This window comes from Herbiconiux sp. VKM Ac-1786 (genome assembly GCF_015350805.1).
In the GTDB taxonomy this organism is placed as follows: domain Bacteria; phylum Actinomycetota; class Actinomycetes; order Actinomycetales; family Microbacteriaceae; genus Herbiconiux.
This window is the reverse complement of record NZ_JADKSG010000002.1, coordinates 1,303,843-1,317,875: the sequence shown is the minus strand read 5'-3', so window position 1 is coordinate 1,317,875 and position 14,033 is coordinate 1,303,843. Positions and strand designations below refer to the sequence as shown.

Sequence of the window (14,033 nt, the reverse complement as noted above, 5' to 3'; positions counted from 1 at the left end):
CACTCGTCGAGGATGGAGGGACGGCACGTCGAGAGGCTCAGGAGGAAGCGACATGGAACCGTTCTGGATCGACATCATCGCCCTGGTGGCGTTCGTGATCGTGGTCGTGGTGGCCCTCGTGGTGCGGCGGCGACTCCGCGGCGGACTCGACTACAAGGAGCCCACGGTGCACCCCGCCGATCAGCCCGATCACTCGCAGGATGCGCGGTCGGCGATGGCGCGGCGGATGTCCGACCGCACCGGGTTCGGCGCCGGCGGCGGGCTCTGATCGGCGTGGCGCGGGGTCGACGGGTCTGACAGGCTTCGGGGATGCTCTCCACGCAGACCCTGAGCGAGACCGACCGGCGACTCGTGGCCGTCTGGGCGGCCGACTGCGCCGATCGCGTGCTTCCGCTGTTCGAGGCCGAGGCGCCCGACGACGACCGGCCGCGGGACGCCATCGACCGCGCTCGCGCCTTCGGGCGGGGTGAGCTGTCGGCGGCGGGTGAGATCCGGCGCCGCTTCGTCGCGAACCGCGCCGCGCAGGGCGTCGCCTCGCCCGCGGCCCGGGCCGCCGCCTGGTCGGCCGGACAGGCGTCGGGGGTAGCGCACATGGGCGCACACGCACTGGGTGCCGCCGCGTACGCCGCGAAGGCCGTCGCGCTCGCCGCGGGCGAGCCGGGACTGTCCGGTGCGGCGGGGGCCGAACTCGCCTGGCAGTTCGGACGGATGAGCGACCCGGTGCGGGCGGCGCTCCGGCTGCTGCCCGCGCTGGGGGAGGACGCCTCGGGCCCGCTCGGCGCGGGGCTGCTCGCGACAGGACTGCTCGGCGGGAGCATCCGTCGCCTGCAGTCGGCGCTCGCCGAGCAGTGACCGGCGCGCGGGTCGGTTCGGGCTAGTCGCGCTCGCCGAGGTCGGCGGCGTCGGCGGGGGCCGCGTCGGGATCGGGGGTGCGGAAGGGCGGGTTCTGCGTGGCCGCGGGCACGCCGGTCTGCTCGGCCTCGGTGGCGGGCTGCTCGAGGTCGGCGGGGGCGTCGGTTCCGGGCGCGCCCGGGCCGGGGTCGGAGGCGGCGGGCGCCTCGTCGCGGTCGGACATGATCGGCACGAAGGATTCTGACATCGACATGCGACCAGCCTCCGCCCGTGCGGCGCGAGACGCAGCCCTCTTGACCGTGACGCATTGCGCAACACTCGGGCGGGCGGCGCGATCGGCGGCGAGGATGCTGGGGCGGGCATCCGACGACCGCACCCGCGACAGCCCCACCCGCGACAGCCCCACCTGCACCGAAGACACCTGCGCCGAAGCCACCTGCACCGAAGCGAGCCATGCACCCGTTCGACCGCATCACCGCCGCCGACCTCGACGTGCCGTCGAGCCGGAAGTGGAGCCTGCACCCCGGCACGATCGGCGCCTGGGTGGCCGAGATGGACTTCGGCACCGCCCCCGCCGTCACCGCCGCCCTGCACCGCGCCCTCGACGAGGGCGTGCTCGGCTACCTGGCACCGGCGACCGCGCACGAGATGGCCGAGGCCACAGCCGAATGGATGCTCGACGCCTACGACTGGCGCGTCGACCCCGCCCGGGTGCACCACGTCTCGGACGTGATGGCGGCCCTCGGCGTCGCCGTCACCGCCTTCTCCCCACCGGGATCGGCCGTGATCGTGCCGACGCCGGCGTATATGCCGTTCCTGACATATCCGCCGACGCTCGGGCATCCGGTGGTCGAGGTGCCCGGGATCGTGACGGAGGACGGGCCGGGCGGTGGCCCCCGGTGGCGGCATGACCTAGACGCGCTCGACGCCGCCTTCCGGGCCGGGGCCGGCACGCTCATCCTGTGCAACCCGCAGAACCCGACGGGCACGGCGCTCGACCGCGACGAGCTCGAGGCGATCGCCGAGGTGGTCGAGCGGAACGGCGGGCGGGTGTTCGCCGACGAGATCCACGCGCCGCTGCGCTTCGACGGGCGGCCGCACATCCCGTACGCCACGGTCTCGGAGGCCGCCGCCGCCCACTCCGTCACCGGCACCAGCGCCTCGAAGGCCTGGAACGTGCCCGGCCTCAAGGCCGCCCAGCTGATCACCACGAACGACGCCGACGAGCGGCGCTACGCCGGCTTCGGTTTCGCCGTGCAGCACGGGGCGGCGACACCCGGTGTGATCGCGGCCACGGCGGCGTACCGCTCGGGGCGGGAGTGGCTCGGCGGAGTGGTCGACTACCTCGACGGCAACCGCCGGCTGCTCGGCTCGCTGCTCGCGGAGCACGCGCCCGACGTGGGCTACGAGCTCCCCGAGGCGACCTACCTGGCCTGGCTCGATCTGCGGTCGTTCGGCTTCGGTGCGGGTTCCGGCGATTCACCGGCGACGTTCCTGCGCGAGCGGGCGGGCGTCGCGGTCACCGACGGTGCGCTCTGCGGCGCGGGCCACGAGGGCTTCGTGCGCCTCGTCTTCGCGATGCCGCGCCCGCTCCTGCGCGACGCGACCCTCCGAACAGCGGATGCCCTGGCCTCCCTCTGAGGCCCCCGAACTCACCCCACCCCACCCCACCCCACGATCCGTCACCGAGAGGACACCCATGGCCGACTACTTCGACCGCACCGAGGACAAGCGCTACACCGCCGTCTACAAGAAGGAGACGCCCGACATCCTCGCGGCGTTCGCGGCCTTCGACGACGCCGTCTTCCAGCCGGAGGGCCGCGAGATCCCGCTGAAGTACCGGGAGCTGATCGCGCTCGCCGTCGGCATCACGACGCAGTGCGTCTACTGCATCGACGCCCACAGCCAGAACGCCGTGAAGGCCGGCGCCTCGGAGGGGGAGTTGGCCGAGGCGGCCTGGGTCGCGACCGCGATCCGCGCCGGCGGCGGCTACGCCCACGGCCGGCTCGCGTTCAAGCTCTCGGGCGCGCACGAGCACTGAGCCCGGGCGCTCGCCGCGCATCCGTCAGTCGGCCGGTGAGACCAGGCAGAAGGGATGGCCGGCCGGGTCGAGGTAGACGCGGAAGGTGTCGGTGGTCGAGCCCGTCGCGGTCGCGCCGATCGCGAGCACGGCTTGTTCGCCCACGTCGAGGTCGTCGACCTTCACGTCGAGGTGGAGCTGCTGCGGCACGAGCTGGCCAGGCCACTCGGGAGCCCGGTAGTCGTCGACCAGCTGGAAGGCGAGCAGCGGCCGGTGGGTCGCGCCGGGCGGTGCGACCTCGACCCAGTCGGCGTCGGCCTGCACGATCTCACCCCCGATCAGCTCGGCGTAGAAGCGGGCGAGCGCGAGCGGGTCGGGGCAGTCGAGGACGATGACATCGAGGGTTCCGATCATGGGCCAGACCCTAGTCCTCCCTACCCGTCCTGTCAGCGCCGCCTGGCGCTGGACAGCGGGTACTTCGCGTCGAGCCGCGGGTTGATCACCGAGTTGAGCAGGAATCGCGCGAACAGGCTCCCGGCCGCCCAGTAGGCGCCGATCGCGAGGAACGCGATGCCCGGCACGAGCTGCGTGGCGACGAGCACGATCACGACGAAGGTGATCAGGATGCCCACGCCCGTGTAGAGCGAGCGGTAGCCGCTGATCGCGGAGTCGCGCTGCGCCTGCTGCACGGCCGAGCGGTCGTCGAGGGCGCCGACGGCCGCGCCGAAGTCGTCGTCGGAGACCGCGGTGAAGAGCTCCCCGACGGTGACGCCGAGGGCTTTGGCGACCATCGAGAGGGTCTCGAGGCTGGCGTCCTGGCCGCCTTCCAGACGTTGCACCGTGCGCACGGCGACGCCGCTCTCGGCGGCGAGCTTCTCCTGGGTCCAGCCGCGCTCCCGGCGGAGGGTGATGATGCGTGTCTCGTTCATGCCTGCAACGCTAGGGCGCGCATCCGGGGCGCACCACGACAGCGACCCGACAGTCGCCCGCCAGCAGCCTGACAGCCTCCCGCCACTCGCGGCTGTGCAGGGCCAGGGTGGGGAGTGGCCCGCGAGGTGCGGGCCGATCATCCATTCGGAGCAGGAGACGACATGACGAACGAACCCGAGCCCACGAACGACGCGCCCGGCAAGACCGCGGCGGATGCGCCCCGCGACGACGAGCTCGCCGAGCTGATCAAGGCGGCGGACGAGGACGAGGGGGCGGGCGCCTCGGAGATGTCCGACCGTCTGCGCGACCGCACCGCCGAGACCGCCGCGGAGCCGGAGTCGGCGGGCGACCTCGAGGACTGAGGGTTCGCGAGCGGGCGGGCTATCGTTCTGAGGGCGGTCGATGACGGTGGGGAGGCGGGGAGCAGCGTGACGCAGACGGGGCAGAACGGTCGGCACCGTTCGGGCGTGCGGAAAGATCGGGGACGGCTGCAGGCGGCGCTCGCCGCGCATCCGCTTCTGATGGCTGCGGGGTCGGCGGTGTTCCTCGCCCTGACCGTCTGGATGTGCACGGTGCACGGCTGGCGGCTGGACGAGACGATGGGGAGCGGGCGCCGGAGCGCACCGCTCTGGGTCGCGGCGTTCGTCGGGCTCCCGCTCTGGACGCTCGGCGTCGCGGTCGGCCTCTGGCGCGCGATCACCGTCCGCCGCCGCCGTGGCGCCCGGCCCGCGCAGGGACGACAAGCACCCGACGGCCCGACGGTCACCGGCGACTGAAGGGCGCGGCGCTCGGGCGATCGACGACCGGGTGACCCGGCTGTCTCGGGCTCAGCCCTGCAGCGAGGGCGACACCGTCACCACGACCACGGGGACGACCCCCAGGACGACGGCCACCACCCCGAGCAGTCGAGGGCGGGCGAAGATGGCGGCGGCGATGCCGAGCAGCGCTGCCACGGCGCCGATCGCGAACGAACCGTAGAAGAGCACCACCGCGATGACCACAGCGTTGGACAGTCCCTGACCGTCGGCGCCGGCGGCGATCAGCTGGAAGCTCAGGATCATCAGCGTGGCGATCGCGCCCATGATGACGGCGGTGATCGCGAGACCCCGTCGAGTGCTGACCGCTGCGGCACGGGAATCGGCGGGGCTGTTCGTCATGCTCAGAAGCGTAGTGGCGCCCAGGCGGTCACGCCGGGTAGGTCACCGGGTGGCCCGCCTGTTGACGTGAGGGCATGCCCGCCCGTTAGCGTGAGGGCATGCCTGCGCGTCGTTCCGGTCGGATGCTCGTCCTCCCCGTGGCTGCCGCCGCGGCGATCGTGGCGGGAGTGGTGGTGATGGTCGCCTCGACGCCGCAGTCCGCCTCGTTCGGGTGGTTCGCCTACGCGCCGCTGTCGAGCACGGTGTTCAGCCCGGCCGGGGCCGTGGTGATCGGCTGGGGCACGATCGCGGGTGCGGCGGTCGTCGTGCTCGGCATCGCGGGTCTCGCTTTCTGGGCGGGCTGGATGCTCGCCCGCTCCCGCGCGGCCAGCGGACGCTAGCAGCCACCTCGCCACCGGCTCTTCCACTCGAAACCCGCTCGCGGCGAGCCGGTCCTCCCGACCCGGCCATGACCATCTCGGGCAAGCGCGTGAGCGCGCGGCAGCCGCCTGCTGCCGCGCGCTTCGCGCTTGCCCTCGAATAGCGGTGGTCGGCTAAGCGGCGGGTCGCTGAATGGTGCGACGCCGGGTGGTCGGGATCGGCTTCTGTTCCGTGTCTACCCACCGCGGTGGAATGAGATGGGGCACACCGCCTTGCATGACCAGTTTCCATGGTGTCTTGTGCAGGTGGGAATGGTGGAAGTGACAGAGAAGAACCCCGTTGTCGATATCGGTTCTGCCGGGCGGATGATCGTCCGACACCCACTCGTTCGCGTGATGTGTCTCGCAGAACGACGGTGGCCGGTCGCAACTGGGCCACACGCAGCCGCCGTCCCGGGCGGCTAGGGCCCGGTTCTGCGCCGCGGTGAAGAGCCGCTTCGCCTTGCCGTGGTAGAGCACCTCGCCCTTGTCTCCGAACAGTGTCGCCGCGACGGGGGATGAGCACCGCAGCTGCGCGACGGTGGAGGCGGGAACGGGCTGATCGATACCGTCGATCCACCCGACCCCGCGGCCCTTCTCGAGATCGTCGAGTGTCATGTGCACGTTGACGGTGGCGATGGCGCCGTTGATGCGGGGCATGTCATCAGCGCCGGCAGCGCGAGCGATGAGCTCAGTCACCGTGTCGGCGTTCTTCTGCGCCTGCGTGCGGCCATCAGCGGTCACGTACTCGTCCCCATCGACGAACCGCGGCCCCGACACCCTGGGGCTCTGCATCGCCTGGATGCTCGCCATCCACACCCCGCCCTGCTCCGGGGCGAGCGCGAACTTCCCCCGGTACATCCCATCCGACGATTGCGCGATCGTCAGTGATCGCTGCATCTGCAACACCTCGTCACGCGGCTCAGCGCCGTCGGGGTCGAGCACCTCGCGCAGATGGATCGCAGCCCGGAAGGTTTCGTCGGCCGTGAGCCGGCACGAAATGGTCTGGTCGACGAGAGTTTCCTCAGCCAGGGCCACGACGTCGGGCGAGCATCCGCGATCGGCGAGCACGCCGCACTGCTTCACGATCGCCGACGCAGCCTCGACCCCCAGCACGCCCTCATCGAGCACGCGGGCGACCACCGGGAACGGCGCCGGCCCTTCGCCCCCACCCAGCAGCACCGCGCCCCGCAGTGTGCGCCCGAGCTCGAGGCGCGCCTTGCACGCCCGCGCCGACGCCCCGGTGACCTTCGCGACCAGCGCGACCGGGGTCGTGAAGTTCTGCGACCGGCTCAACCCCTCGTCGCCGAGTTCGGAGCGCGACCGCACCCCGACCTCGCCGGCGAGCCGCACCTGCTGCGCCGACACCGCACGCCCGAGAGCCTCGTAAGCGGCCATCAATTCGAGCAGCTCGTCGTCGCCGAGACCCGCCAGACTCGCGCCCGAACGGCCGCAGAGTGCGGCGGCCATTTCGTGGATGCGGGCAGCTGGAGTCATACTGAGATTCTATCAGAAACAGCTGATGAATGCTCGTTTAATCTGAGCTGAACTCAGCCCGAGAAACGCCGAACCCCCGACCGCGGAGAGCGGTCGAGGGCTCGGCGCCGGGCGCCCGCTCAGCTGTTGTCGAGCGGCAGCCCGGGCGGGTTCACGAGCGACGTCTCGACCGCCTCGTTCTCCAGGTCGTACGCCGCCAGCCACTTCGCGTACTGCCCGTTCTCGATCAGGTGGTTGATCGCATCCGCCACGGGCTGGGCGAGGCCCGAGTCCTTCTTCACCGTCGCGGCGATCAGGCCGTCGAGGGTCTCGCCCGCGCCCGAGAACGTTCCGGCGGTGCGGGTGGGGTTGGCGCCATCCTTCGAGAGGGTGTTCTGGTAGGCGATGCCCGGGTTCGGCCCGAACGAGGCGTCGATCTTGCCCGAGTTCAGGGCGAGCGTGGTGCTGTTCGCGTCGGGGAAGTAGACGATCTCGAGGGTCTTGCCCTCGGCTTCCAACTTCGACTTCCACTCCGAGAGGATCTTCTCCTGATTGGTGCCCGCGCTCACCGCGACGGTCAGGCCGTCGAGGTTCTCGTAGTCGCCGTCGAAGTCCCAGTCGCTCGAGGCGAGCACCTGGAACGCCAGGTTGTCGCCGCGATAGGAGGCGAAGTCGTACTTCTCCTTGCGCTTCTCGGTGTCGGTGATGTTCGAGAAGCCGACGTCGGTGGCGCCGGTGTCGATGCCGACGAAGAGGTTGTCCCAGGTGGAGTTCTGCACCACCGGCTTCAGGCCGAAGACCGCGGCGACGAGGCGCCCGAGGTCGGGCTCGGCGCCGGTCAGGGTCTCGTTGTCGTCACCGGTGAAGGCGAGCGGCGGGAAACCGGCGGGCAGGGCGCCGACACCGATCACGAGCTCGCCGCTGTCGAGCACCTCCTCAGGCAGGGTCTCGCGGATGCTCTCGACCGTCGACACCTCGATCGACGTCTCGGTCGCCGCACCGTTCGAGAACGCCCCGACGGTGACGGTGCCGTCGGCCGCGGCCGAGGATCCGGAGGCCGAGGCGTCCGACGCGCAGGCGGCGAGACCCGTGACGAGCAGCGCCGCGGCGGCCAGAGCGCCGAACGTTCGGAGGCGGGTGGGGAGGGAGTGCTGCATGGGATGTCCTTCGCTGTGATGGTGATGGTGATGGTGATGGTGAGGGGGAGATGGGGACAGGGGCGCTGCCGCTAGGCGAGCACCTTGTCGAGGAAGTCCCGCGTCCGCGGGTGCCGCGGCGCCGAGAGCACCGCCCCGGGCGGCCCCTGCTCGAGCAGCTCGCCCTCGTCGAGGAACACCACGTGATCGGCCACCTCGCGGGCGAAGCCGATCTCGTGCGTCACGACGACGAGCGTCTTCCCGCTGCCGGCCAGGGTTCGGATGACCTGCAGCACCTCCCCGACGAGCTCCGGGTCGAGCGCCGAGGTGGGTTCGTCGAAGAGCAGCACGTCCGGGTCCAGGGCGAGGGCGCGAGCGATCGCGACGCGCTGCTGCTGGCCGCCCGAGAGCTGCCGCGGGTAGGCGCCGGACTTGTCGGCCAGCCCGACTCGGGTGAGCAGGGCCAGGGCGCGGGTTCGCGCATCCGCTGCTCGCACACCCTGCGCGATCGGGGCCTCGACCACGTTCTCGAGCACGGTCAGGTGCGGGAAGAGGTTGAAGTTCTGGAAGACGAAGCCGATGCGGGCGCGCTGGCGGAGGATGTCGCGTTCGCGCCGTTCCTTGAGGCGGTCGCCGCGCACGGTGACCCCGATCAGCTCGCCGCCGATCGCGACGTAGCCCTCGTCGAGCTTCTCGAGGTGGTTGATCGCGCGCAGCAGGGTCGACTTGCCCGAGCCGCTCGGGCCGAGGATGACCGTCACGGTGCCGGCGGCGAGGGTGAGGTCGACGCCCTTCAGCACGGTGCGGTCGCCGTAGGACTTCGTGGCGTTGTGGATCTCGATCGCGGCGCTCATACGACCTCCCTCGATTCGTGAGGGCGGGCTGCGGGCCGACGGCTCAGCTGCCGCACGCCACCCCGGAATCGCTGCCACGGCGTCGCCGGAAGCACCCGAACCGACCCCCGGGCGTAGAACCGCTCGATGTAGTACTGCACCACCGAGATGACGCTCGTCAGCACGAGGTACCAGATCGTCGCGACCACGAGCAGCGGGATGATGTCGGTCGGGTAGGTGCTGCCGAGGTTCTGCACGACGCCGAAGAGATCCAGCAGCGACACGTAGAACAGCAGCGAGCTCGCCTTCAGCAGCCCGATGATCTGGTTCACGTAGGCCGGCACGATCGAGCGCAGCGCCTGCGGCAGCACGATGCGCGTGAACTGCCGCCGCGACGGGATGCCGAGCGCCTTCGCCGCCTCGTGCTGCCCCGGGTCGACGGCCAGGATGCCCGACCGCACCACCTCGGCGCTGTACGCGATCTCGCTGAGGCTCAGCCCGATCACGCCGAGCGCCAGCGACGACAGCACCGTCACGGTGGGCAGTTCCAGCTGCGGCCCGAACGGAACCCCGATGCCGATCGTGGGGTACAGGTTGCCGAGGTTGAACAGGAAGATCAGCACCAGGATCAGCGGCACCGAGCGGAACAGCCAGATGTACAGCCAGCTCAGCGTGCTCAGCACCGGGTTGCCCGAGATGCGTCCGAGCGCCACGACGATGCCGCCGAGGAAGCTGACGACCGCACTGATCGCGGTGGCGACGAGCGTCAGCTGCAGCCCCTTCAGAATGGCGGGGGCGAACAGCCACGTGCCCACCTTCGACCACTCCCACGCGGGGTTCGTGAACAGCGTCTGCACGAAGTTGAGCAGCAGCACGAGCACGACGGCGGTGATCACCCAGCGCACGGGGTGGCGCAGCGGCACGACGGGTCGCTCGGCCAGGCGCTTCAGGTCGATGCCCGGGGGCAGCGGGGCGCCGGGGCTGCCGGTCGGCGTGGCGTCGCCGCTCTCCCCGAATGGGGTGACGGATGCGCGGCCGCCCGCTCCCGCGGACCGCTCCCGGGTCGACAGCCCGCTCACGCCGTCACCTCCGATCGTCCGGCGCCCAGCCGACGGTTCGGCAGAGCCGCGTAGAAGTGCTCGAGCGACTCCTCGTGCCGCCGCCGGATGTCCGCGACGTCGAGCGGCTCCCCGGTCAGCGACTTGGCGAAGCCGTGGATGACGACCTCCTCGGCCGGGAGGGTCGGGTCGAACAGGGGCGTGTAGCCGGTCTCGGCGTAGAGGCGCTGGGCCTCGGGCTGGCGGGGGCCGGTGGTGAGGTAGACGCGGGTGAAGCCTCGGCGGCGCGACTCGTCCTCGAGCTCGGCGACGACCCGGCGGGCGAGGCCCTGGCGGCGGTGGTGCTTCGAGGTCCAGATGCGCTTGAGCTCGGTGGTGGCGGGGTCGAAGGTCTTGAAGGCTCCGCCGGCGATCGGCTCGCCGTCGCGCAGGAGGAGCACGAAGGCGCCGTGCGGGGGTGCGAACTCGGCGGCGGGATAGCGGGTGATCTCGGTCGCGGCTGGCTCGCCCCAGGCGTCGCCGTAGCGGGCGTCGTACTCCTCGGCCAGCTCGGTGAGGAGGGGAAGGGTCAGCGGGTCGTCGGCGGCGACGTAACGGAACTCGTCAGGCTGCGGCACGGGAGGCCTCCTCGCGGGTGGCGGAGCCGGCGGAATCTCCGGAATCGGCAGGGGCACCGGCATCGGCAGCGGCAGCGGCAGCCGCAGCCGCAGCCGCCGCATCCCGCCGCGCCACCTCCTCGCGCACGAGCGGGATGACGTACCGCCCGAAGTCGATCGTGTCGTCGACGTAGTCGTAGCCCCGCGCCGAGATGATGTCGACCCCGAGGTCGACGTAGTCGAGCAGCGCCGCCGCGACCGTCTCGGGGGTGCCGACGAGAGCGTTCGAGTTACCCCGCCCGCCCGAGGCCGCGGCCACCTTCGTCCACAGCGCCCGGTCGTAGCGGTCGCCCTGCTCGGCGATGGACAGCAGCCGCTGCGATCCCGCGTTCTCAGGATTGCGGAGGTCGGCGGCACCGAGCACGCCGCTCCGCTCCTGGATCCGGCCGAGGATGCGCTCGGCCTTCTCCCACGCGAGCTCCTCGGTCGCCCCGAGGATGGGCCGGAAGGCCACCTGCAGCCGCGGACGGGAGGGCCGCCCGGCGGCGAGCGCCGCGTCCGTGATCGTGCGGATCTGCTCGGCCGTGCTCGCGAGTGGCTCGCCCCACAGCGCGTAGATGTCGCTCTCGGCGGCGCCGATCGCATAGGCCGCGGGGGAGGAGCCGCCGAACGAGATGCTCGGCCGCGGCTGCTGCACCGGCCAGACGTCGCTGACGAAGTCGTCGAAGCGGTAGTGCGTGCCGTGGAAGCTGAAGGCCTCCTTGCTCGTCCACGCCTGCTTCAGGATGCGGATGTACTCACCGGTGCGCTCGTAGCGCTCGTCCTTCGTCAGGAAGTCGCCCTCGGCGGCCTGGTCGGCGCTCGACCCGCCCGTGATGATGTGCACCGTGAGGCGCCCGCCGCTGATCTGGTCGAGCGTCGCGATGACCTTGGCCGCATAGGTGGGGTACGACACGTTCGGCCGGTGCGCGAGCAGGATCTGCAGCCGGTCGAGCTTCGAGGCGACATACGCCGCCGCGGTCGCGGGGTCGGGCGAGCCGGAGTGGTAGGCGAAGAGCACGCGGTCCCAGCCGGTGTCCTCGTGGGCCCGGGCGAGGCGCAGCGTGTACTCCGTGTCGAAGCTCGCGCCGCTGCGGGCCCGGGTCTCGCTGCCGTCGTTGGTCGCGGCGATGCCGAGGAATTCGATGGGCATGGGGTTCCTTCTTTCGTTGCCGAGCGCCGTTCTGTTCGGTGCCGAGCGCTGTCGTTGGCCCGACGTTAGGTGCGCCCGGGGCCGGTCGCCAACGAATCCGGTTCACAAAGCGTCACCTGCGTCACGGTTGGTCATAGTGCTCGCATCGGGCGGATGCGCGGGCGATCCTCGGGGCATGTCCGCACGCATCCCGGCCCCCGCCGCACCCACCGCTCCCGTCTCCCTCGCCGTGATCGGCGCCGGGCCGCGCGGCGTCGGAGTGCTCGAGCGCCTGGCCGCGAACCTCGACGAGCTCTGGGGCCGCGACCGCCGCACGCGCGACGGCGGCCCCTCGCTCGTGGTGCACCTGATCGACCCCCACCCCGCCGGCCCGGGCCGCATCTGGCGCCGCGACCAGTCCCCGCTGCTCAAGCTGAACTCGACGGCGGCCGACGTCACGATGTTCACCGACGAGACGTCCACCATCGACGGGCCGGTGCGCCCCGGGCCTTCGCTGGTGGAGTGGGCGGAGCGGGTGCGTGGGGGGAGCATCCGCGTGCCCGACGGCCGCCTCGACGACGCCCTCTCCGCCGAGCTGCGGCACCTCGGCCCGGCTAGCTTCCCGACTCGGCGCCTGCAGAGCCTCTACCTCCGCTGGTACCACGAGGAGGCGGTGGCCGCCCTCGGACCGGGCGTCGAGGTGCGCGAGCACCGCACCCGGGCCACCGCGGTGACCGAGCTCCCGGATGGCCGCCGCCGGGTGGGTCTCGAGCGGGGCCGGGCGCTCACGGTCGACCTCGTGCTGTACTCCCTGGGTCACACGGGGGCCGATCCGCAGCCCGAGCACGCCCGGCTGATCGACTTCGCTCGCCGCCGGGAGCTCTACTACCTGCCGCCGGCCTTCACCGCCGACGCCGACACCCGCGCGATCGTTCCGGGCCAGCGCGTGATCGTGCGGGGCTTCGGGCTCGCCGCCGTCGATTTGATCGTGCTGCTGACCGAGGGCCGCGGCGGACGCTTCACGACGGAGGACGGGCGGCTGCGCTACGAGCCCTCGGGGCGCGAGCCGCGCCTCCTGATCGGCTCGCGGCGAGGCGTGCCCTACCACTCGAAGATCGGCTCGGCGCTCGCCGGAGAGGCGCCGGCCGGCCGGTTCTTCACGCCGGCGATCGCGGCGGAGCTCGCCGCCTCGCGCGAGTCGCTCGACTTCTCGGCCGACGTCTGGCCGCTGATCGCGCAGGAGATGCTCTGGGGCTACTACCGGGAACTGGTCACGGGTCATCCCGAGCGGGTGCGGATCGGCTGGCCGGAGTTCGCGGCGCGCTTCGAGGCGCTCGACCGGCGGGCGTCGATCGTCGCCACCGCCACCGGTTCGTCGACGACAGCTCCGTCGGCGCGCGGCCGCGGCTTCGCCGACCCCGTGTTCGCCGACGCCGTCGACGAGGCGCGGGTGCGGCGCGACGCCGCCGAACTCACGGCCTTGATCGAGCGGACGGTGATCGACGAGCTCGACCGCCTCTTCCTGCCGCAGCTCGACCGCCCGCTCGACGGCGTACGCGACGACGGGCCCGACGGCGCCGACGAGCTCCAGCGGCGCGTGCGCGCGTACATCGAACGCGACCTCCGCCTGCGCACCCGGCCCGAGCACAGCGCCACCCTCGGCCTGTTCATCGCGCTGCTGACGTCCCTGTTCGCGCTCGCCGAGATCGTCTCGTCGCCGAATTGGACGGCGCGCTCCCGCGTCGAGGACATCAACGGCTGGTGGCTCGGCTGGTTCAGCTTCATCGCGAGCGGCCCGCCCGCCCACCGCCTCGAGGAGCTGCTCGCCCTCTCGGAGGCGGGCGTGGTGCGCTTCCTCGGCGCCGGGCTGCGCGTCGAGGCCGACGAGGAGGGCGGGGTGTTCCGCGCGAGCTCCGAGAACCACGCCGAGGTCGTCACCGCGAGCGCCCTGGTCGACGCCCGCCTACCCGACACGAGCGTCGCCCGCAGCGACAACGCGCTGCTGCGCGCGCTCCTCGAGGCCGGTGCCGCGGTGGAGGAGGTCGCCCATGACCCCGCCTTCCGCGCCCCGACCGGACGCCTCGCCGTGCGCCCCGACGACCGCCGGGTGCTGCACGCCGACGAGCCCTCGGGCCGCACCTACGCCATCGGCCCCTACACGAACTCCCCGTTCGTCGGCGCCTTCTCGCGCCCCCGCACGAACGCCGTCGCCTTCCGCGAGAACGACCGCGTCGCCCGCGCCCTCCTCCGCCACCTCGCCGACCTCGCCGACACGCCGGCCACCGTCCCCGCGGCCGAGCCTGCCGAGCCGGCGGCGCCGCCCCTCCCGCCCGGCGCCTTCACCGACCGCCTCTGGGGCGAGTTCGCGGCCCACCCCCGCTGAGCGGGCACGACCGCGCCGAGCAG

General features: G+C 72.1%; 18 protein-coding genes. 8 read left to right on the top strand and 10 right to left on the bottom strand.

The window, feature by feature from the left end; genetic code table 11:
- Nucleotides 1-52: 52 nt before the first annotated feature.
- On the top strand, nucleotides 53-268 hold the full coding sequence (locus ITJ64_RS17255) for a hypothetical protein (RefSeq protein WP_194681906.1): 216 nt from the start codon (nucleotides 53-55) through the stop codon (nucleotides 266-268).
- A 41-nt stretch (nucleotides 269-309) separates the two neighbouring features.
- Entirely contained in the window at nucleotides 310-852 is a 543-nt protein-coding gene (locus ITJ64_RS17250; protein WP_194681905.1) for a putative immunity protein, read from the top strand.
- Nucleotides 853-874: 22 nt separating this feature from the next.
- Here ITJ64_RS17250 and ITJ64_RS17245 read toward each other — a convergent pair whose 3' ends face one another.
- Nucleotides 875-1,105: a hypothetical protein gene (locus ITJ64_RS17245; RefSeq protein WP_194681904.1), complete on the bottom strand. Its 231-nt coding sequence runs from the start codon at nucleotides 1,103-1,105 to the stop codon at nucleotides 875-877.
- Between the two features lie 200 nt (nucleotides 1,106-1,305).
- Here ITJ64_RS17245 and ITJ64_RS17240 point away from each other — a divergent pair, with 200 nt between their 5' ends.
- Together ITJ64_RS17240 and ITJ64_RS17235 are read left to right on the top strand one after the other, a co-directional pair.
- Nucleotides 1,306-2,493 carry a MalY/PatB family protein gene (locus tag ITJ64_RS17240; RefSeq protein ID WP_194681903.1) on the top strand — a complete coding sequence of 396 codons (1,188 nt, stop codon included), beginning with the start codon at nucleotides 1,306-1,308 and terminating at the stop codon, nucleotides 2,491-2,493.
- Nucleotides 2,494-2,551: 58 nt separating this feature from the next.
- Nucleotides 2,552-2,893: a carboxymuconolactone decarboxylase family protein gene (locus ITJ64_RS17235; protein ID WP_194681902.1), complete on the top strand. Its 342-nt coding sequence runs from the start codon at nucleotides 2,552-2,554 to the stop codon at nucleotides 2,891-2,893.
- A 24-nt stretch (nucleotides 2,894-2,917) separates the two neighbouring features.
- On the opposite strand, the gene ITJ64_RS17230 is transcribed toward ITJ64_RS17235, so the two are convergent.
- Nucleotides 2,918-3,286, bottom strand: a complete 369-nt coding sequence (locus ITJ64_RS17230) for a VOC family protein (RefSeq protein ID WP_194681901.1) — start codon at nucleotides 3,284-3,286, stop codon at nucleotides 2,918-2,920.
- Nucleotides 3,287-3,318: 32 nt separating this feature from the next.
- Nucleotides 3,319-3,801 (bottom strand): helix-turn-helix domain-containing protein, encoded by a 483-nt coding sequence (locus ITJ64_RS17225; protein WP_194681900.1) that lies wholly within the window; start codon nucleotides 3,799-3,801, stop codon nucleotides 3,319-3,321.
- A gap of 162 nt (nucleotides 3,802-3,963) precedes the next feature.
- Here ITJ64_RS17225 and ITJ64_RS17220 point away from each other — a divergent pair, with 162 nt between their 5' ends.
- Both ITJ64_RS17220 and ITJ64_RS17215 read left to right on the top strand, forming a co-directional pair.
- Complete coding sequence (locus tag ITJ64_RS17220) at nucleotides 3,964-4,164, top strand: hypothetical protein (RefSeq protein WP_194681899.1); 201 nt, start codon at nucleotides 3,964-3,966, stop codon at nucleotides 4,162-4,164.
- A 66-nt stretch (nucleotides 4,165-4,230) separates the two neighbouring features.
- Nucleotides 4,231-4,578, top strand: coding sequence for a hypothetical protein (locus tag ITJ64_RS17215; RefSeq protein ID WP_194681898.1), 348 nt, complete (start codon nucleotides 4,231-4,233; stop codon nucleotides 4,576-4,578).
- Nucleotides 4,579-4,629: 51 nt separating this feature from the next.
- Here the strand turns inward: ITJ64_RS17215 and ITJ64_RS17210 are convergent, their stop codons facing one another.
- Nucleotides 4,630-4,959 (bottom strand): hypothetical protein, encoded by a 330-nt coding sequence (locus tag ITJ64_RS17210; protein WP_194681897.1) that lies wholly within the window; start codon nucleotides 4,957-4,959, stop codon nucleotides 4,630-4,632.
- A gap of 98 nt (nucleotides 4,960-5,057) precedes the next feature.
- Between ITJ64_RS17210 and ITJ64_RS17205 the strand changes: the two genes are divergently transcribed.
- Nucleotides 5,058-5,339, top strand: coding sequence for a hypothetical protein (locus ITJ64_RS17205; RefSeq protein WP_194681896.1), 282 nt, complete (start codon nucleotides 5,058-5,060; stop codon nucleotides 5,337-5,339).
- Between the two features lie 153 nt (nucleotides 5,340-5,492).
- On the opposite strand, the gene ITJ64_RS17200 is transcribed toward ITJ64_RS17205, so the two are convergent.
- From ITJ64_RS17200 to ITJ64_RS17175, 6 genes are all read right to left on the bottom strand, one after another.
- Nucleotides 5,493-6,710 (bottom strand): HNH endonuclease signature motif containing protein, encoded by a 1,218-nt coding sequence (locus ITJ64_RS17200; protein WP_194681895.1) that lies wholly within the window; start codon nucleotides 6,708-6,710, stop codon nucleotides 5,493-5,495.
- 263 nt (nucleotides 6,711-6,973) lie between these two features.
- Nucleotides 6,974-7,990, bottom strand: coding sequence for a transporter substrate-binding domain-containing protein (locus ITJ64_RS17195; RefSeq protein WP_194681894.1), 1,017 nt, complete (start codon nucleotides 7,988-7,990; stop codon nucleotides 6,974-6,976).
- A gap of 71 nt (nucleotides 7,991-8,061) precedes the next feature.
- Entirely contained in the window at nucleotides 8,062-8,823 is a 762-nt protein-coding gene (locus tag ITJ64_RS17190; protein ID WP_194681893.1) for an amino acid ABC transporter ATP-binding protein, read from the bottom strand.
- The gene (locus tag ITJ64_RS17185; RefSeq protein WP_370545244.1) at nucleotides 8,820-9,881 is read right to left on the bottom strand and encodes an amino acid ABC transporter permease; all 1,062 of its coding nucleotides are present in this window, start codon (nucleotides 9,879-9,881) and stop codon (nucleotides 8,820-8,822) included. Before ITJ64_RS17185 ends, ITJ64_RS17190 begins: the two co-directional genes overlap by 4 nt.
- Nucleotides 9,878-10,477: a GNAT family N-acetyltransferase gene (locus ITJ64_RS17180; protein WP_370545243.1), complete on the bottom strand. Its 600-nt coding sequence runs from the start codon at nucleotides 10,475-10,477 to the stop codon at nucleotides 9,878-9,880. Before ITJ64_RS17180 ends, ITJ64_RS17185 begins: the two co-directional genes overlap by 4 nt.
- A complete protein-coding gene (locus tag ITJ64_RS17175) occupies nucleotides 10,464-11,648 on the bottom strand; it encodes an LLM class flavin-dependent oxidoreductase (protein WP_194681891.1) in 1,185 nt (394 codons plus the stop codon). The genes ITJ64_RS17180 and ITJ64_RS17175 overlap by 14 nt, the downstream gene beginning before the upstream one ends.
- A gap of 175 nt (nucleotides 11,649-11,823) precedes the next feature.
- On the opposite strand from ITJ64_RS17175, the gene ITJ64_RS17170 reads away from it, so the two are divergent.
- Nucleotides 11,824-14,010 carry an FAD/NAD(P)-binding domain-containing protein gene (locus ITJ64_RS17170; protein WP_194681890.1) on the top strand — a complete coding sequence of 729 codons (2,187 nt, stop codon included), beginning with the start codon at nucleotides 11,824-11,826 and terminating at the stop codon, nucleotides 14,008-14,010.
- The last annotated feature ends 23 nt before the right edge of the window (nucleotides 14,011-14,033 follow it).